Source organism: Mycobacterium timonense (assembly GCF_025821985.1).
Lineage (GTDB): Bacteria > Actinomycetota > Actinomycetes > Mycobacteriales > Mycobacteriaceae > Mycobacterium > Mycobacterium avium.
In genome coordinates, this window is record NZ_JACKSY010000074.1 from 11,555 (window position 1) to 30,912 (window position 19,358).

The 19,358-nt window shown below is 67.3% G+C and carries 16 protein-coding genes; all 16 read left to right on the forward strand.

The features are described from left to right. The first annotated feature begins 2 nt into the window (after nt 1-2). Complete coding sequence (locus H7I87_RS18665; RefSeq protein ID WP_231113839.1) at nt 3-383, forward strand: YbaB/EbfC family DNA-binding protein; 381 nt, start codon at nt 3-5, stop codon at nt 381-383. Beyond that, complete coding sequence (gene eccA / locus H7I87_RS18670; RefSeq protein ID WP_045375020.1) at nt 380-2,161, forward strand: type VII secretion AAA-ATPase EccA; 1,782 nt, start codon at nt 380-382, stop codon at nt 2,159-2,161. Before H7I87_RS18665 ends, eccA begins: the two co-directional genes overlap by 4 nt. Nucleotide 2,162: 1 nt before the next feature. Then, entirely contained in the window at nt 2,163-3,806 is a 1,644-nt protein-coding gene (gene eccB / locus H7I87_RS18675) for a type VII secretion protein EccB (protein WP_082170005.1), read from the forward strand. After that, nucleotides 3,803-7,822, forward strand: a complete 4,020-nt coding sequence (locus H7I87_RS18680) for a type VII secretion protein EccC (RefSeq protein WP_045375023.1) — start codon at nt 3,803-3,805, stop codon at nt 7,820-7,822. The genes eccB and H7I87_RS18680 overlap by 4 nt, the downstream gene beginning before the upstream one ends. A 99-nt stretch (nt 7,823-7,921) precedes the next feature. Continuing rightward, nucleotides 7,922-8,215: a PE family protein gene (locus H7I87_RS18685; protein ID WP_045375026.1), complete on the forward strand. Its 294-nt coding sequence runs from the start codon at nt 7,922-7,924 to the stop codon at nt 8,213-8,215. A gap of 30 nt (nt 8,216-8,245) precedes the next feature. Next, nucleotides 8,246-9,571, forward strand: coding sequence for a PPE family protein (locus tag H7I87_RS18690; RefSeq protein WP_045375028.1), 1,326 nt, complete (start codon nt 8,246-8,248; stop codon nt 9,569-9,571). A 175-nt stretch (nt 9,572-9,746) separates the two neighbouring features. Further along, nucleotides 9,747-10,058 carry a hypothetical protein gene (locus H7I87_RS18695; RefSeq protein WP_048893284.1) on the forward strand — a complete coding sequence of 104 codons (312 nt, stop codon included), beginning with the start codon at nt 9,747-9,749 and terminating at the stop codon, nt 10,056-10,058. Nucleotides 10,059-10,103: 45 nt separating this feature from the next. Further along, the gene (locus H7I87_RS18700) at nt 10,104-10,406 is read left to right on the forward strand and encodes a hypothetical protein (RefSeq protein WP_045375031.1); all 303 of its coding nucleotides are present in this window, start codon (nt 10,104-10,106) and stop codon (nt 10,404-10,406) included. Between the two features lie 216 nt (nt 10,407-10,622). Then, on the forward strand, nt 10,623-11,876 hold the full coding sequence (locus H7I87_RS18705; RefSeq protein WP_053094050.1) for a MinD/ParA family ATP-binding protein: 1,254 nt from the start codon (nt 10,623-10,625) through the stop codon (nt 11,874-11,876). Between the two features lie 80 nt (nt 11,877-11,956). Then, entirely contained in the window at nt 11,957-13,378 is a 1,422-nt protein-coding gene (gene eccD / locus H7I87_RS18710) for a type VII secretion integral membrane protein EccD (protein WP_045375069.1), read from the forward strand. Beyond that, nucleotides 13,375-14,757: a type VII secretion-associated serine protease mycosin gene (gene mycP, locus H7I87_RS18715; protein ID WP_045375034.1), complete on the forward strand. Its 1,383-nt coding sequence runs from the start codon at nt 13,375-13,377 to the stop codon at nt 14,755-14,757. The genes eccD and mycP overlap by 4 nt, the downstream gene beginning before the upstream one ends. Beyond that, nucleotides 14,754-16,793: a type VII secretion protein EccE gene (gene eccE, locus H7I87_RS18720; RefSeq protein ID WP_142281581.1), complete on the forward strand. Its 2,040-nt coding sequence runs from the start codon at nt 14,754-14,756 to the stop codon at nt 16,791-16,793. The genes mycP and eccE overlap by 4 nt, the downstream gene beginning before the upstream one ends. Next, nucleotides 16,775-17,137 (forward strand): histone-like nucleoid-structuring protein Lsr2, encoded by a 363-nt coding sequence (locus H7I87_RS18725; protein ID WP_045385688.1) that lies wholly within the window; start codon nt 16,775-16,777, stop codon nt 17,135-17,137. The genes eccE and H7I87_RS18725 overlap by 19 nt, the downstream gene beginning before the upstream one ends. Then, on the forward strand, nt 17,130-17,399 hold the full coding sequence (locus tag H7I87_RS18730) for a hypothetical protein (protein ID WP_045385690.1): 270 nt from the start codon (nt 17,130-17,132) through the stop codon (nt 17,397-17,399). Before H7I87_RS18725 ends, H7I87_RS18730 begins: the two co-directional genes overlap by 8 nt. Continuing rightward, nucleotides 17,392-17,994 (forward strand): hypothetical protein, encoded by a 603-nt coding sequence (locus H7I87_RS18735; protein WP_045385692.1) that lies wholly within the window; start codon nt 17,392-17,394, stop codon nt 17,992-17,994. Before H7I87_RS18730 ends, H7I87_RS18735 begins: the two co-directional genes overlap by 8 nt. Before the next feature lie 176 nt (nt 17,995-18,170). Further along, a complete protein-coding gene (locus tag H7I87_RS18740; RefSeq protein WP_053094078.1) occupies nt 18,171-19,112 on the forward strand; it encodes a DUF2637 domain-containing protein in 942 nt (313 codons plus the stop codon). Nucleotides 19,113-19,358: the final 246 nt, after the last annotated feature.

Sequence of the window (19,358 nt, forward strand, 5' to 3'; positions counted from 1 at the left end):
AGGTGAGTGAAATCGACCGCGAGCAGGCCGGCGGCGACGAACTCGACACCGAAATGTTTTACCGGCGCGAATTCACCGTGTTCAACCCGGCCGGATCGGTGGGTGTCAGCTGCAACGGCCGCGGCCAAGTGTCCGGCCTGTTCCTCGACGAGGACGCGCTGACCAGCGATGACGAACTGGCCAAAGAAATCGTGACCATCGCAGGCTTGGCGCGGGCCAAATACCGCATGGAGCTGCGGCTGTTTTCGCTGCAATGCGTTGAGGCGCAAGGCCGCAACCCTGATCGGATGGATCGCTTTTACCGCGGCGTGCAAAAGCTGCCCACCCCCGAGGAGTATCGCGAAATGGAAGCCGCCACCTTCGCCGACAGGTACCCGCAATGAGCGAAGCCAGCGACCTGTTCGACGCCGGCGCGGCAGCACTCGGCCTGCTAGGTGGCGGTCGGCCCAACACCGAGCAGGCGCTGCGCTATTTCACCACGGCCAGCGAGACCGATCCGCAGATGTGTGACGCATGGCTGGGCCGAATGCTGTGCGGCGACAACGAATCCCAGATCGTCTACCGCGCCTGGAATTGCCGGCAAAACATGCACGCCGAGATCATCCGGCTCGGCGTCAGCCCCGCATACTTCATGCCCAAGTTCGACATCGGCATGGGCATCGTGGCCCTCGATCAGCCAATCTATGACCGCGGCGTGTTGACCCTGGCGCTGGTGCGGATGCTGGCGATGGGCAACCCCCCCGACTACCACGAGGCACAAGAGACCCTCAAGGAAGCCCCAGCGGGCGGGCTCTCGCGCTGGGTGCAGGCCGCCATGTACTACCGCGCCCAACGCTGGCCCGACGTGATCTCCACCCTGGCCGGCCACGACGACCAATTCCGCAGTGACGCGTTCTTGAGCATCGCCGTGAAAGTCGCGGTCGGGGTCGCGCATGCCCATCTGGGGGAAATCGACGCCGCCCAACGCTACCTGGCCGACGCGGAGAACTCGGCGGGCGAGTTTCCGTCGGCCAAGCAGACCGCCCAGTGGTTTTTGGCGTTGCTGGCCCGCGAGCGCGGCGAGGAAGACACCGCGATCGCCTTGTTGCGTGAGGTTAACGCCGAATCCCCCTCGCCGGAGGTGGCCGCGGCGATCGCCGATCCCGGCGTGGGGCTGCGGTTTACCACACCGGAGGTGCTGGCCGCCCGTGCCGACCCGTGGGACCCGGCCTCCGGGCCTGATGCCGAGCAGCTCGCCGAGACACGTGCCGCCGAACAGCGCGCCAAGCTGTTGGCCGAAGCCACCGAGGAGCTCGACGCCCAGGTGGGGATGGCGACTCTCAAGGAGCAGATCAAGACCTTCCGGGCGCGCATGCGGATGGCCGAAAAACGCCGCGAGATCGGGTTGAAGACACCCGAAGCGGCCAATCACATGGTGTTCGTTGGGCCGCCCGGCACCGGCAAAACCACGGTGGCCCGCATTATCGCCAAGATCTTGTGCGGGTTGGGGATCGTGGCCAAACCCAACGTGGTTGAGCTGTCCGGGCGCGAGCTGATCGGCCCCTACGTCGGGCACTCCGAAGAACGATTGCACCAAGCTTTGGCGCGCGCCCGCGATGGGGTGCTGTTCTTAGACGAGGCCTACGCCCTGGTGGGCCCGCAAGGAGCCGGGGGCACAGATCAGTTCGGCAAAGCGATCGTCGATGAAATGCTCAAAGCGTTGGAAGAACAGCGTGGCCGGCTGGTGGTGATCTTCGCCGGTTACGAGGCCGACATCGAGCGGTTGTTGGCCAGCAACGACGGTCTGCGATCGCGGTTTGCGCACCGCTTCGTGTTCGAGACCTACAGTCCCGAAGAGCTGGTGGAGATCGCTCAGGTGTTGGCGGCCGGCCGCGACGACATTCTCGACCCGGGCGCAGCACAGACGCTGCTTTCCACCTGTGAAAAGCTCGCCGCCGCAACCGTGAAGAACCACCGCGCGATCGACTTCTACGGCAACGGGCGCTTTGTGCGCAAGGTGCTCGAGGCCGCCGCCGACCTGCGTGATCTGCGCAACGACGAAAACCCGCCAGAGGTGTTCGACGAGGCCGCGCTGATGACCATCCGCGAACCGGACATGGCGGCGGCGCTGAGCAAGGTGGTGGCCCAAATCGAATCCCAAGCCGGCGAAGGGATCCGATAAGTTGTCGCCGTTCGTTCCCACCACCAAACTGCAAGTCACCGGGCATAAGTTCCTGGTGGCGCGGCTCAATCACGCATTGACCCGGTTCGACACCTCCATGCGCCACGATCCGGCCCGCTCGGTCGTGCAGGCCTTGATGGCCGGGTTCATGGTCGCCGCGCTGATCGCCGGCGGCGCGCTGGCCCTGGCCTACTTCAAACCCCAGGGACTGCGCGGCGATGCCCGCATCGTGCAAGCGCGCGAATCGATGGAGTTGTTCGTCGATATCGACGGGAAACTGCATCCGGCAATAAATTTGGTGTCCGCCCAGCTGATCGCCGGTAAACCGGACCGGCCCGCGGTGGTCAAGGCCGCCGAGGTGGCCGGCATGCCGCGCGGCCCCCTGGTCGGGATTCCCGGCGCGCCTGGTCGGGTGTTTCAGCCCGCCCAAACCGACTCGGTGTGGGCGGTCTGCGACGTCATCAACCACCCCGGCACCACGCGGCCCGGTGTGGAGACCGCGGTGATCGCCAGCGACCAGCAGCAGATCATCGGCCAAGACCCGTCGGCGGCGCGCATCGTCCAAGGACCAGACGGGGCCACCTGGTTGCTCAACGGCGGTATGCGCCACCGGATCAATGTCGCCGACAGCGCACTGGTCCTGGGACTGGGGTTGCAGCGGTTTCCCACCATCGACACCATCAGCGAGCAGCTGTTCAACACCATCCCGGCCGGCCGGCCGATCGAATCCCCGGCCATCCCGGGGGCCGGGTCGCCCACCCCGTACCCGGTCGCCCCGGGGGTGGTGGTCGGATCGGTGATCCGGGTGCCCCAGGCCGAATCGCACCAGTGGTATGTGGCGCTGGGCGACGGGGTGCAACCCATCTCGGGAGTATTGGCGTCGGTGTTGCGCAACACCAACGCCTATGGGGCGCAGGTGGCGCCGACGGTGTCTCAAGACGTGGTGGCCCATTTGCCGGCCGCCGCCCCCGGTCTGGATGTGTCGATGTTCCCCGACAAGCCGCTGCACTCCGCGCCCGCGTTGAGCGATCCGGTGACCTGCTGGCAGTGGGTCAAGCGGGCCGGTGAACAGCAGGCCAAGGCCGCGCTGGCGTTTTTGCCCGGCTTGCCGCTGCGCGAGCAGCAGCAGCGCATGTGGCGCCACGAGCTGGTATCGCGGCCCGGGGTGTCGATGTATGCCCCGCCCGATTCCGGGTATTTCGTGCAGACCACCGGATCCGATCCCCGCTCACCCGCCAAAGAAACCCTGTGGTGGGTCTCCGACGCCGGGGTGCGCTACGGGTTGGCGCCGGCGCAGCAGCAGGGCGGCACCTCGGCCGCCACGGCGCTGGGACTGTCCTCACCGCTGCCGATGCCATGGTCGGTGCTGGCCATCCTGGCCGCCGGGCCCACGTTGAGCAAATCGGCTGCGCTGATCGGACATGACACCTTGCCGGCCGACCCCGCCGCCGTGGTCGTCAACGAAGGAATATCGGCGACAACAACACAATCGGCGCCGAGCAGCACGACACCGGCAACCGCGCCGCCACCGCCGGCACCCCCGCCGCCCCCACCGCCGCCGGTGACGATCACCGAAACCAAGCCCGCGCCGCCGCCACCCCCGGCCGCGCCGCCACCGCCACCAGAAGAAGAGGGCAACCCGTGAGCGTTCGACCCTGGATCCCGCCGCGCAAACCAACACCGCCGCCGCAGTTCTCGATGGTCGAGACCAAGGTGCCGCCACCCAGCGAAGTGCCCGAGGTGGTGCCCGCGGGCAAAATGCAAAAGCTCCTGCCCATTTTGATGGTGATCGCCATCGTCGGCATGATCGGCATCTTCTTTGCCACCGGGCTGCGTCGCATGAGCCCGTTCATGTTGCTGTTCCCGTTGATGTTTCTGGCCTCCGGGGCCGGCATGATGGGCGGCTACGGCGCATCAGGTGGCAAGAAAACCCCCGAGATCAACGCCGAACGACGCAAATACACCGAGATGTTGACCAAGCTGCGCGGCACGGTGCACCAACGAGCCGCCCAGCAGTACGCGCTGCTTGCGCACACCGCGCCGCCGCCGGAAACCCTGGCCTCGTTGATCGGCGGGCCCCGCCAATGGGAGCACACCAACCCCGAGCGGGACCGGACCAACTTCTTGACCGCCCGAGTCGGGCTCAACGAGCAAAAACTCGGCGGCGGGATGACGATGGCCGACACCGCCCCCAACATCGATCTCGAGCCGGTGCAAAACGTGGCGGCGCAACGCTTCTTCCGGGCGCATCGGGCGGTCGCCGGTATGCCGGTCAAGATCGACCTGAAAACCCATGCCAGCGTGCAGTTCTTCGGCGACGGCGACCTGGCCGGCGTCATTAGGGCGATGCTGTTGCAGCTGGCGGTATTTCACCCACCCAACCTGGTGCTCATCGCCGTCGTCACCGAACACGCGCAGGAGTGGGACTGGATTAAATGGTTGCCGCACAACCAAAACCCGCACCGCAACGACGCGCTGGGCAGCGAACGAATGGTCTACGCGCCGCACAACGCCCGCGAAGGCCTCGAAGAGATCCTGGCCGGGCGCGGCGGATTTTCCGCCGACCGCGACTACAACGGTGACAAGCCATGGCTGGTAGTGGTGGCCGATCGGGTCGGCGCCGTACCGGGCTGCGGTGAGGGCAGCGAAGCGGTGACCGTGATACGCCGCGGCGGAACCGACGAGTCGGCGCTGGAGACCACCCAAGGCGCGCGCGTCGAACTAGCGGCGAGCGGGCGGGCCCGCCGACGGCGGATGAGCCCCGACGACCCGCTGAAGTACTGGGTCACCCGCGCCGATGCGGTCAGCGACCACGACGCCCGCCGCATCGCGCGGCGCATGGCGCGCTGGCGCGCCGCCGGCTCCGGGCACACCGACACCCGCGGTGAGGCCAGCGGCCCGGTCAAGACGTGGCAGGCCCTGCACGGCATCGATGACCCCGGCACCATGGGCACCAGCCGCTGGGTCACCTACCGCGACCGCGACCCCGAGCGGATGCGCATCCCCATCGGGTGGGATCGATCCGGGGCCCCGGTCGTGGTGAACATGAAAGAAGACTCCGAAGGCGGGATGGGCTCGCACGGGCTGATCCTGGGCTACACCGGGTCGGGAAAGTCATCGTTCGTGGCGGACCTGCTGCTGGGCGTGGTCGCCACCCACACCCCCGAACAGGTCAACCTCATCCTCGTCGACTACAAGGGCGACGGCACCTTCCCGGGATTCGAAAAGCTCAACCACACCGTGCAAGTGCTCAGCAACATCGGCGACAAAGACTCCGTCAACCGGCTCGAAGATGTGCTACGCGGCGAGGTGGAGCGCCGCCAGCGACTCCGCAAAGAAGCCGGGCGTTTCAAAGACGCCGCCTCCTACCTGAAGGCCAGAGAACGCGGAGCCAAAATCCCGCCGTTCCCAACGCTTCTGGTGGTGGTCGACGAATTCACCGCGCTGCTCAAAGACCACCCCGAATACCGCGACCTCTTCGAACACCTGGCCCGCCAAGGCCGATCCGACCGTATCCAGCTGGTGCTAGCCACCCAGTCACTCACCGGGGTGTCGCTGGGCCAGCTGGAATCCAACCTGGGTTGGCGCATCGCGCTCAAAACCGCCAACGCCCAGGACTCCAGCGCCGCGATCGACACCAAAGACGCCTACTACCTCACCCAAGTCGGGCAGGGCTATCTGAAAGTCGGTGGGGCAGAGCCGAAATTCTTCGAAGCCGCCCACGTCTACGAACCCTACTTCCCGCCCACCATCAGCGCGACCCGTAACGAAACCAAAACCGTGGGCGGCATTTCCGGGATCGCCAAGTTCGGGATCACCCCCGTCGGGGCGGTGCACGCCGACAGCAAGACCGACCAGCCCGTGGCGCCGGTCACCCACACCCGCCAAGAGATCGACGACGCACCCGAGCTCATCACGGTCGTCCTCGATCAGCTTGCCGGCCAAGGCCCACCGGCCTACAAGATGTGGCTGCCCAGGCTGGACCGCCCCCGCCCCGTGGGTGCGCTGGTGGCCGCCAGCGGCGCAACACCCGGCGCCAAAGCGGTGCTGCGGCTGCCAATCGGTCTGATCGACTTGCCCTACCAGCACAAGCAAGATGTGTTCAGCGTCGATCTGACCGACAGCCACCTGGTGGTGTGGGGACGCACACGCTCAGGAAAATCCGTTGCGCTGCAAACACTTGCGATGAGTGCGGCGCTGCTCAACGATCCCCGCAAGGTGCAGATCTACGGCCTGGATTTCGGAGGCGACAGCAAACTGCTCGCACTCGAAGGGCTTCCGCATGTCGGCGGGGTGGCGCTGCGCGGCGACACCGACACCGTCAACCGGGTCCTCTCCGAAGTCGGCGAGGTGGTGCGCCGTCGCTCCGAGATTTTCCGCGAACTGCGCGTCGGATCCATGGCAACCTACCGCGACAAGGTGGCGCGCGGCGAGGCCCGCGACGACGGAATGGGCGACGTGATCTTGCTCATCGACGGGTGGGACGAATTCCGCAAAGCCCACCCCGACGCCATGGATCAAGTCGAGACGCTCATGCGTGACGGGCTGGCCGCCGGGGTGCGCCTGGTCGTCACCGTCCTGGAATGGACAACGCTGCCGCGCACCATCAATGGGCTGTTCAACACCAAGATCGAACTGAAGATCAACGACCCCAACCTGACCCAGGTCAGCAAGCGGGCAGCCGAAGCTGTGCCCCACAACATTCCCGGCCGCGGTCTCGACGCGATCAGCGCCAAGCACATCATGATCGGTGCGCCCCGCCTCGACGACACCGAAGTGGTCGACGACGCCGGCCTGGCCGTAGCCATCGAACAACTGCGGCAGCGGTTCGAAGACCAGCAGGCTCGCACCGTGCGAGTGCTGCCGACACGCCTTGAGGCCGCCGCGCTTCGGATGCCCGAACGCTGGGGTGGGTCGCGCTGGTCGGTGCCGGTCGGCATGTACGAGAAGGACCTGTCCACCGCGATGGTCGACTTCATGGCCGAACGCCACCTCAACATCTTCGGGGCGAAAAACTGCGGCAAAACCCATTTGCTGGCTTCGATGATGAAGTCGCTCACCGCCCGCTACAGCCCTCACGAGGTCAAATTCCTTGTCGTGGACCTCAAGTCGTCGCGGCTATTGGATGCAGTCGATGAGGACTATCTGCTGCGCTGGGAAGACCAGCAGGGCCGCGAGCGCAGCGGGTTGATCCTCAACAGCTCCGAGCTGGAGATCGGTGTGCATGCCATCGCCAACGGGATGGCCAACCGGCAAGCCAGCGGGGAAGTCACCCGCGAACAGCGCCGCAACCGGTCGTGGTGGCAGGGCCCGGAAATCTTCATCTTCGTCGACGACTACGCGATGGTGAACAACGCCGCCCCAAGTGTGTTCGCCCCGCTGGCGCCGTTTTGGGGCAGCGCCGAGCAAGTCGGCGTGCACTCGGTGGTGGCCTGCCCGATCGCGGTGGCCAACCGGGTGCTGCCCCAGGGGGCGTCGCTGATGAAGCTCAACAACGACGCCGGCGCGGCCACCCTGGTCATGGACGGGGTCAAAGAACATGGCCCGTTCATCGCCGGAGTGCGGGTCACCCCGCGCCCGCCCGGGCGGGGTGTGCTCAGCTTTGCCGGCGAGCTGCAGACGATTCAAACGCCCGTGGTGCCCGAACTCGAGAACACTTAGGCCGTTTGGTGTCAAGGTGGTATTGCGGTTGGCCGGGACAGGTGCAAACATTCGAATCATCTGGTTACACACTCGTAAGATAAGGGAAGGCAGGGGGAGATGCTGCAGGTCAACACGATCGGCCTGACAACCTCAGGTGTGGCTGTCGGCGCCGTCGGCGCCCACCAGGGTGCTGCCACCGCAGCCGCGATGCCGGCGGTCTCCGCGCTCACGCCGTCGGGTCTTGATGAGGTGTCGGCATTGGCGGCCACCGCGTTTAGCGCCCAGGGCCTGGACTTCAGCGCCATGTCCGCCGAAGCCACTGCCATGTTGCTGGCGGCCAGCGAGGGCATGACCGCGGTCGGCGCCGCCTACGAGGGCGTGGACGCGGCCGGCGCCACTCTCATCATCTAGAAGGCGGTCTCGCTGACCACCTGGCATGGACTGCCGCCCGAGGTCAACACCGGGCGGTTGATCGCTGGAGCCATGGCCGAGCCCTATGTGCAGGCGCAGGCGGCCTGGCAGGCGCTGGCGGCGGACTTCACCGCTGCCATGTCGATGCTGACCGCAGAGATCGCGACGGTCTCAACACTGTGGCAAGGGATGGCCGCCCAACAAGCACAGGCGGCGTTCGCTCCCTACCTGGCGTGGATGGATTCGATCGTCGCCATGGCCCAACAGCGCGCCGCGGCCGCCGGCGCCCAGGCCGCGGCCTACAGCACCGCGGTGGTCACCACCCCGACCCTGGCTGAGCTGGCTGAAAACCACGTCACCCACTTCATTCTCGAGATGACCAACTTCTTGGGCATGAACACCATCCCGATCGCGGTCAACGAGTTCCAATACTTCGTCGAGCTGTGGAACCGTGCCGCCGGCGCGATGGATGAATACGCCTCGGCGACCGCGGTCAACACCACCTTTCCGCCGTTCCCGGTAGCGCCGCCGATCATGGCGATGCCCGGGGCGCCCGAGGCGGGGCTGGCCGCGGTGTTGGCCCAAACCGCGGCCGCCTTGCCCAACAGCCTTGCTCGCGACGCATTGCTGGTCGCGCTGTCCGGCGAAAGTGCGGTCGAAGGACCCAAAGGGGAGGCGCAGCTGGCCGCGCAAGTGGGCGGCATCGCCGGCAACCTAGCCGGCGGTGCGGCGGAGCAGGGCACCCAAGACGCCCAGTCGGCATCACTGGACACCAGTGGGGTCGCCGGCCAGTCCAGTCCGCTGGTCGAGTCGGCTTCCCAGATCGCGATGCAAGCCTCGCAGGCGGTCAGCGAGCTGCCCCAGCAACTCGGTCCGCAGCAGTTGATGAGCGCGGCCAGCCAACCCATGCAGCAGCTGACCTCGGTGTTCACCCAGGGATTGGGCAGCAACCTTGCCGGGCAAGGGATCTCGCAAGATCAGCTGCTGGCCCACTTCGGGTCGGTCGACCAGCTGGGCATGTACGGGACCAGCCCGCTCGGATCAGCCGGGGGCGCCTACGGCGGTGCCGGGCTGCTCACTTCAGCCACATCGTCCACCCCGCTGCGGACCCCGGCGGGATGGAGCGCGCCGGCCGCCCCCGCGGTCGAGGAAGTGGCGCAGGTTGTCTCAACGACCTCAACTCCCGGTTCTGGTAGCGGGGCGGTGGGCACCGGAACCGGGATGATGGGCCCCTTGAGTGCGGCGCATGCCCGCTCCGATGGGCACGGCGCGGTGGTGGCATCCCCGGCGGTCGAGGAAAAGCCGGTCCCGGCAACTCTTGGATTCGAGGCATTCGATGACGTTGACGAAATCTGAGCGCCGCGGTGCGGCGTCAAGTCCCCTTGCGTTTGCCAGGGGCATGGTTTTGGCTGGTAGGAGCTTTCCGCGTCGACGTCGTTTGCGGCGCGGACCTTCACCTTAAAAGGTGGCGGCAACCGGCAAACGACGACACAACCCCACATAACGAACCATCCAACGAAAGGACTGACCGGTGCTTTCACCACTGCACACCGATACCGCTGCCCAGCAGGCCGTCGCCACCGAGATCGGCGACATCGCCACGGCGCAGAAAACCACCATCAACGCCTTCCTCGACGAGGTCCAGGCGATGCAGGCCCACCTCCAGGGTTCGACCGGGGCTGCCACCCAGGCCAAGGCCATGCACCTCAACGACGCCGGACTCGCCTTGATGAACGAGTTCAGCAACATCGCCGAGCGTGTCGGGGTGGCCTCCGGCGGCTACGTCAACACCGATGAATCCGGCGCCAGCGGTGTCGGCGCCAGCGCCGGCCAGGCGTTCTAACCGTTATCGACTGCCCACACACGAGCACAAGGTAAGGAATCGAAAATGAGTGCAAACATCGGCGGGGAGCAGGTCTGGAACTTCCCGATGATCCACGCCCAGATCGCTACCCTGCGCGGGCACGCCGCCACCATTCAGGCGGGCAATGAGCAGGCTCAAGGCGCGCTGGGCAAGGGCGTGGCGGTGTGGAGCGGTGACGCATCCACGCAGTGGTCGATCGAACAGGGCCGGCTGAACCACCGGGCCCAAGAGTTCCAGTTGGCCGTGACCGACTACCTCAATGCCGTCGAGAACGCCACCTTCGGCCAGGAACATCAGGAGGCCGTCAACCAGGCCAGCTTCCTCTGAGCTGGCCGGCCGACACCGATCACCGTCGGCGACCCACCCACGCCAGCCACTACCGTCCTGGCTTGGGTGCCGCCACGGTGAATTGGTTCGCCATGCGCCCAGATAAAACCGACCAGACAAATATAGCGGCACGGGTATAAACAATCCCGGCCGCTATATTTGTCTGCGGCCCAACTCCTGTGTCTTTCATACGTTTAACTGTGTTACGGTCCGACCATGAACAACGATCAAGACCCATATCGCGGCGTTTTTTCCCAAGCCCCGCCCCCGCCGCAGCAGCGCCCACCAGAGGCGCCACCCGGGTGGCCCGCCCGGGACGCTGGCTCCCCGCCGGCCACTGATCCGCGCCCCGCGCCGGCGCACTACCCACCTAACGAGGCGAATCAACGGGTCAACGAGCAGTATTACCCGCCCCACGAGCAGCGACACCAGACCGAAGATTCGCGCCCAGCGGCCGACAACTTCCAGCGGCAGGCGCCCTCGCAGCCCTGGCCGGCCCAGCCCGATCGCCGCCCCGTGCCCGCCGTGCGTCAACCCCGCCAACCGGCCGGCACCGTAGCGCTCGATCACCTCGACATCAAACGCAAAAAGGTCCCCGCCAAACACGGATGGCGCGCCGCGCTATTCGCGCTGACCAAGATCAATCTCGGCCCCGGCAAAGACGAAACATACGAATTAAGTCTGCAGGAACGAGTCCGGCGAATAGTTCGCGTCACCTTCCCGATAGCCGTGCTCAACCTCAAAGGCGGAGTCGGCAAAACCGTGGTCGCCGAAGCCCTCGGATCCACCTTCGCCCACGTCCGCGGCGACCGTGTGCTCGCGGTCGACCTCGACACCGACTACGGCAACCTCGTCGACCGGCACGGCCGCCAAAGCTCACTGGGCATCATCGATCTGGTTTCCGACCCGTCGGTGACCCGCTACCTTGACGTACGCGCCCACACCTCGATGAACGACTGCGATCTGGAAGTCCTCGACGGGCCCGACTACGCGCGCACCGACCGTCCCGTCGACCGCGACGACTTCGAACGAGCAATGTCGATCTTCAAGGAGCATTACTCGCTGGTCGTGATGGACTGCGGCACCGGGCTCAAAAACACGATGATGGACGCGGTTTTGCGGGAATCCCGCGCCCTAGTCGTGGTGACCAGCGCCTCCATCGACGCGATGAAAGAAACCGACATGACCCTGGAGTGGCTGCGCCAAAGCGGATATCAGCAGCTGCTGGACTCCACGGTGCTGGTGATCAATCACACCGAACGCGGCAAACCCAACGTCGAGGTGCCCAAGGCCGTCGAGCAATGGTCGCGCCAAATCCGCTCCGAGCGCATCGTCGTGCTGCCGTTCGATCCGCACATCCACGAGGGCAAAGAGATCATCCTGGAATTGCTGAGCAAGAAAAGCCAACGCCGCTACCTCGAGATCGCCGCAATGCTGGCCGACATGTTCCCCAAGACCGTGGGCGAGTAGACGGCCGGTGAGCACCCACCGCCCCAGCCCGGGTCCACCTCGCCCGGCTACCCAAACCAGTGCCCGCCGAGGAGGTGTCGATGGCCACCACTAGTAGCGCGATCGCGCTGTCGCGCGTGGCGATTTGGTACCAGGACACCCAAGTCGATCTGGCGCTACCCACCCGGGCGCCAATCAGCGACTACATCGACGACGTCGTCGACACATTCAGCGACCAAGTCGACATCGAGGCCCGCCGCAGCGGCCAGTGGACGCTGGCCCGGCTCGACCGGCCCCTGCAGCCGAGCAGTTCGCTGGCCGACGCGCGCGTGGCCGACGGGGCGGTCCTCGAGCTGCGGGTGGTGGCCTCCACCGAACGCTACCGGCCGGTGATCGAGGACGTCGTCGACGCGGTGGCGGCCGCCGCCGCCGAGTCCGCCACCCCCTTCGACACCGCCGCAGCGCGCCGCGCCGGTCTGGCCGCATTGGTCGCCGGAGGGCTGGCGTTATGCGCAGCCCAGTGGCGACTATGGGCGGTCAACGGGTATTCGTGGCCGGCGACCGTCGGCGGGGTCATCGGGGCGCTGGTGGCCCTGATCGGCATGTGGTCGGCGGCCACCCGGTATCGCGCCGGCGACGCGGCCGCCGCCTGGTCGGTGATATGGATTGCGGCGATGGGCTGCCTGGCGCAGGTGGTGCCCGTCTCGGCGCGTACCGGACTGCCGGGCCTGGCACACCTGCTGGTCGCCGCGGTGGCTGTGGGCGCGGCCGCGGTGTGCGCGCTGTGGATCACCGGTGGACATCCGGCCGCCTACAGCACCGTCACGGCCACGGCGGCCGCGGCAGCGCTGCTGTGCGCGGTGCTGCAGTACACCAGCCTGGCGCCGTCCTCGATTGCGGCGGGCACCCTTGCCCTGGGTTTAGTGGGCTTATCGGCGGTGCCGCGTGCGGCGCTGACCCTGGCCCGGATATCGCTGCCCCGGCTGCCGGCCCCCGGCCAAGAAGTACAGGTCAGCGGCGACATCAGCGACACCGAGATGCAGTCGCTGCGGATCCGGGCGCGCCGCGCGGTCCAGCTGACTTCGGGGCTGATGGTGGCCGCCGTGATCGTGGTGACCGGTGCCGCGGTGTGCGTGCTCGACCCACACTCCTACTACCGCTGGCTGCAGATAGGCATCGTGGCCTGCACGGTGATCATCCTCGTTCTGCGCGGCCGCACGCTGTCGGACCGCATCCAGGCCTATGCGATGTTTACGGGGGCCGCGGTGATCACCATCGCCGCAGCGACCAAGCTGCTGATTGCCTGGCCGACCGGGCAGGGCCCGTTGATTGTGGTCCTCGTCGTCGCCGCATTGACGGCGGTGCTGGTCCTGGGCGCGGTGGTAGGGGCGGCGCGATCGCTGCCCGAAACACTGAGCGACTGGGTTCAGCGGCTGGAGTTGGCGGCCCTGGCGGTCGTGATCCCGCTGTGTGTGTGGGTGACCGGGGCGTTCGCCGCGATCCGGGACGTGACATTCCGATGATCAGGTGGCGAGCTTTACACGCCGCGGCGGCGTTGGCCGCGGTCTGCGCACTCGTCGCCGCCATTGCGGCGACACCAGGTGCGTGGGCCATCACGCCGCCGCCGATCAACACCGCCGCGGTGCCGCCCGACACGGTCGGCCCCGAACAGCCGATGCGGCCCAGCACCATCTGCCAGACCCCCGGTGTGCTCGAGGCAAGCAACTTCGCCGACCCGCCGCCCGCGTGGCGGCTACTCGACCTCGAGGCAGCGCGGCCGCTAGCCACCGGAGCCGGTGTGACCGTCGCGCTCATCGACACCGGTGTCACCCCCAATCCGCGGCTGGCGAACCTGCGCCCGGGCGGGGACTACATCATTGAAAGCGACCAAGGGCTGCATGACTGCGACGGGCACGGCACACTGGTCGCCGGGATCATCGCCGCGGCCCCTAGCCGCACCGATGGATTCGTCGGAGTGGCCCCCGACGCCGCCCTGATCAGCATCCGGCAGTCCTCGGAATACTTCGACCTGCAAACCCCGCCACCGGCCAACGGAGACCCCAACGCCAGCCGCACCGCGATCGACCTGCGGGCGATGGCGCGGGCCGTTGTTCACGCCGCCAACCTGGGCGCCCAGGTTGTCAACATTTCGATGGTGTCGTGCATGAAAGCTGTCCGCCCCGTCGACGACGCCGCGCTGGGCGCGGCAATCCACTGGGCGGTCGCCGAGCGCAACGTCGTGGTAGTGGCCGCGGCCGGCAACACCGGCAACGAATGCAACCCGCAAAACCCGCCGCCGCCGGCGAACGACCCGGGCAGCTGGAGCAACGTGGTCACCGTCGCCTCCCCGGCCTGGTGGGCCGACGACGTGCTGTCGGTGGGCTCGGTGACCAACGACGGCGTGCCCTCCACGTTCAGCCTGCACGGACCCTGGCTCGGGGTGGCAGCACCCGGTGAGACGATCACCAGTGTCGGCAACTACCCCGACGGGCACCTGGTCAACGGATTGCCCGGCAAGGATGGGCCGCTGGTGCCGATCTATGGCACATCGTTCGCGGCCGCCTACGTGTCCGGTGTCGCCGCCCTGGTGCGCCAGAAATATCCCGAGCTCAACGCCTACCAGGTCATCAACCGCATCAAATCCACCGCGCACGCAGGACCCGCCCCCACCGATCCCGCCGTGGGGTGGGGTGTGGTCGATCCGCTGGCCGCGCTGACCTGGAACGTGGCCGATCCCGCGCCCAAGCTGCCGGTCAACAAAGTCATCGTGCCAGCCCCGCCACCGCCGGCCCCCGACCTTGCGCCCCGACGGGTGGCCAGCTGGGTGCTCGGCGGCGTCGCCGCCGCCGCGGTCGTCATCGTCGGCGCGGTGGCGGCGCTGCGCAGAAAGCCCCACTCATGACCGCGCCCCGCAGCGCCGGCGCCCGGGCTGGCTTCACCAAGCCCCCGATGCTGGGCGTGCACATCAGCGCCTGGCGGATCGCGGTGGCCGCCGTGCTCTGCGCCAGCTGGATTGCGGCCAGCTGGGGCCGCCTGCACCCCGTGCTGGTGGCGGCGGTGCCGCTGCTTGTGATCGCCATCGTGTTCACCACGATCTATCACGTCACCCTCACCCGGTGGGTGCTGCGCTGGTTGGCCTGGCGGCGACACCGCCGCGACCCGGCACCGCTGCCGGCGGCCGACGCCGTCTGCGACGTTGCACTCGACGGCGTCGCCGGCGGTATCGGAGTGGTCAGCGAAAACGAAACCCTGATCACCATGGTTGAACTCGAGCCCGACCCGATCGCACCCACCGTGGTCGTGGAAAACGAAGAGCGCACCATCAACACGCTGCACATCAACCGGCTCGCGGCAATGCTCACGCTGACCGACGTGAAACTGTCCTCCATCGACGTGATCAGCCCCGGGCACCGCGCCGCCGGCGGCTTCGCCGATCTCTACCAGCAAATGATCGGACCCGTACCCGCGGCCACCCATCGGCGCACCTGGATCGTGCTGCGAATCGCCCTTGTCGACAACCTCGCGGCCATCGCCCGCCGCGGATCCGACGCCGATGCGCCCCGGCGCACCGCCGCGGCGGCCTGTCTGCGCGTCGCCGACGCGCTGGCCGCCACCGGTATCGACGCCCGCCCGGCCACCGCCGCCCACATCGTCGCCGCCAACGCCGTGTTGCACGCCGACGCCCCCGTCGCCGACCACTGGTCATACCTGGAAGGTCCCGCCAGTTTCACCGGCATCTACTACGCCGACCCCGAGCACATCAGCGACGACGCCGCACAGTGGTGGACCTGGCCGGCGTCCCGCGACACCACCACCCTGGTCCGGCTGACCCGCACCAGCGCCGGAACCCAGATCGCGGCCCTGGTGCGCTACCGCACCACCACCCGGCCGTCGACGCCCCCGGTGTCGCGGCTAGGGCCGCTCTACGGTGTGCAGCAGGCGATGTGGCGCCAATTCCGGGTCGGTTACGTCCCGCCCCTGGCCCCGATCCCGTGGGCGCCGTTGGCCGACCACGATCCGGCGATCGCGTTCGGCCCGACCGGGCCGATGATCGGGTTCGTCGTCGGCCCACGCGAAAAAGCGACCGCCCACCTGCCGCTGGCCGGGGCCATAACCGTGCTGTGCCAAACATCGCTGCTGCTGCGGCAACTGGCGTTACGCGCCACCTCCACAGGCCGCCCGCTGATCGTGGTCGCCGACGACGCACAGCGGTGGTCGCCGATCGTGGCCAGCGCGGCCACCGGAAAACTCGTCGAGGCGGTGCCCGAAGACGTCCCCGAGGACGCGATTTTGGTCATCGAAGGCCAATGCCCGCTGGCGGTGCCCGAGGTGACGGTGCTGACCAACGACGCCAGCCGCGGCGCCGACGTCGAGCTCGTCGACGCCGACGACCAGTACACGTTCACCCTCAAGACCCGCTCCGGCCTGTCAGCGCGGGTGCGGGCCGTCCCCACCCACGAAGAGCGGCGGCTGCTCGGGGTCACCATCAGCCCGCCGCCCGCCGCCCCCGCCGCGCCGCGGAGGCTCGCCGCCCAACCGGCCCCCCACGCGCCGGCCACGCCGCAGCCGCCGTCACCGCCGGCACCCGCCGCCCCACGGTCCTCGGCTCCCGCCACGCCAGCCGGCGCGCCGGCAAAGCCACAACAGCGACCCGAGCAGACCGCACAACCCGCGGCGCCCCAGCGGCCCACTACCGCGCCGTCGAGCCCGGCCGGCAACGGCGAATCCGGCCGCCACCGAATACCCGCAGAGCCCGGCCGCAAAGCACGCGTCCCCTTTGCCCGCGGCGCCAACAACATTGCACCCCCGCCCGAGCAACATCTTGTGCGCGGGAGCGGCGATAACCCGCCGCCGGCCGCGCATCCGCCACCGCCCCCCGGCCCGACCACAACCCGCCCCGACGACAAGGATGATCCGCGATGGCGAAAAGAGTCGTAGTTGAACTCGTCGACGACATCAACGGTCAATCCGGGGCCACCACAACACGATTCAACCTCGACGGCGCCGACTACGAAATCGACCTCGTCGACGACCGGCCCCTCCGCGAGCTCCTGGCCCCCTACATCGCTGCAGCCCGCCCCACCAACAGCAACGGCAAGCCGGGCCCGGCGACAGGACGACGCAACGGCGCCCCCCGCCGCCGCCACGACCTGCACCTGATCCGGCGCTGGGCAGCCGCCAACGGCATACCACTGCCGGCCCGCGGACGGATCCCTGCAGCGACCATCAACGCCTACGACGACCACATCCGGTCCCGAACCACAGGAGACGGCGGTGGCTGAACTCAAACCGGGCAGGGTGTTTCGCGCCGAACTAACCCGGCAGTGGTTTTTCACCGCCCGCTACCGCGACCGCGGCCGCGGACAGTTTGAGGCCATCAGCAAGCACCCGGTCGAAAACAGCGCCGAGCTCGAGGCCGGCCACCAAGCCCGCCAGCAGCTGCAACGCCTGGCTGACCTGGTGCTCACCGACAGCGACGGTCAAGTCAGCGCCGAACAGCTCATCGACCTCGTTGTCCGTCGACTGGTCAGCATCAATGCCTGACGACACCACGCTGCCCGCCGACGCGCCCGCGCCCTGGGACACCGTCGACGACGAACTGCCCCGGCGAATCACGCCCGAATGGATCACCGACATCCTGGCCACCAACCACGGCTGGGACATCCTGCGCACCCACCTCACCCCGCAGCACAAAGGCGAGCCCTATCAGGCATCCTGGCGGGCGTTGTGGCGCACACTGGCCTTCGACGGGCGCTGGCGCGCACGGGTCACCCGCCGGCTACGCGCCGACCAGCAAATCGCCCACGACGCGCTCACCGGCAACAGGCTTGACCCCGACGAGCAGGCCCGGGCGCGACGGTTCATTCGCGCTGCTGATGATGCGATCAACCGACTCGGCAACGAAGCCGACCAGGCCATGGCGTGGGCGGGGGCCAAGTATGCTCGCCACCCGCCGGTGATACGGGAGCTGCTGGAAACGCTCGTGGTCGCGATCGATGACCACCGCGCCGGGCTCATCGGCGATGATGAACTTCACGGTGTGCTCGAAACATTGGGGATCGACCCCCGCCAGCGCGGCATCAGCGAAGCCGCCGTAGAGCGGGCACGAGCCAAATACCGCGGCAACCGTCGCCGCTAACCATCGTTGGGGCCGCCTCAAGTGGTCTTGCAAACCACGCCGCCGCCGATCACGGTATTGTTTATGGCGAAAAACCGCGCACCGCATGGGCTCTGGAACGAGAACCGCGTAGGCCCCACCACGACGATTGATCAGCATCTCGTCCGGTTAATCGATCAGAGTGGAGTGCGCGGACAGTGACGATTATCGAAGACCAGTCCGCCGGCATTACGCGCGACGGCTCCGCACCCTCCGAGTCCGACCACGGCGCCGAGAAACCCGGCGCGTCAACACAAGTCAGCGCGGCGAGTAACTGCGGCGATGATCTGCTTTCTGGCAGGATGCTGCAATCAGCGCGCGTGGTTGCGGTAATCATCACGGCGATCGTCGGGATCGCCAGTTTCGTCTTGAGTTTCGCGTCGCTATCCGATTTAGCTGAGCGTTCAGGATACCCGCACACGCTAGCGCCACTATGGCCGCTGATCGTCGACCTCACCATCGTGCTCGCCACAGCAGCGGTGGTAGTGCTCGGCCCATCGGGGGTCAAACAGCGCAAGAGTCGGCGGTTCTTCTGGCAGGTGTTAGGCGCGGCCGCGCTGGTCAGCATCAGCTGCAATGGGTTACACGGGTTCCTGCCCAAGGATGCGGCGCTGTCGCCCTGGTTGGCGGCGGCGATAGCCACCGTCGCGCCCGTGAGCTTGTTGGCGACAGCTCACGGGGCTGCAATCTTGTCGCGGGTCAAAACCCAAACCGATAACGCCACCACCCGGCTCGACATGGCCAAGACGACAAGCGAATACGCCTCTGCAGCAACAGGAATGCAAGCACCCCGTATGGCACGTCGCAACGGCGAGGTTCCGCGGCTGCACAGCGCAGAACGGCATGTGGATCGGGCCGCGCTAGCCATGATCGACGGGTTGACAACATCAGGCACAGACTGGACCGATGTCGCCGAAACACTCGTCCGTGACGGCGTCACCACCAAGACCGCCGCCGAAACCACTGAGGTGCTGCGACTTTGGGAGATGCACACCCCGCATAACACCATCGCCCGCCGACTCGGGCTACACCGCGACACCGTCGCCAAAATCATCGACAGCGCCGAAGACCTGCTGTCCGGGACAAAGATCAGAGCCTAATTTATGTTGCCGCGACACATCGGTTCCACACCAAGTCCACTGCCCAACCATGGCGAAATCAGTTACCGCGGATACGGGCCGTATTGTCCCGCCGGCGGACGACTGGTGGTGATCGAAATCGACGGCGGGGAGCGTCCCGGGGAGTGGTGTAAGTGATGGCGGCGTGTCGGTCCCTGACGTAAGAGGGCCATCGCGTGAGTCTCTGTGGTGAAACGACCAAGAATCACTACCGAGAGGAACATCGCG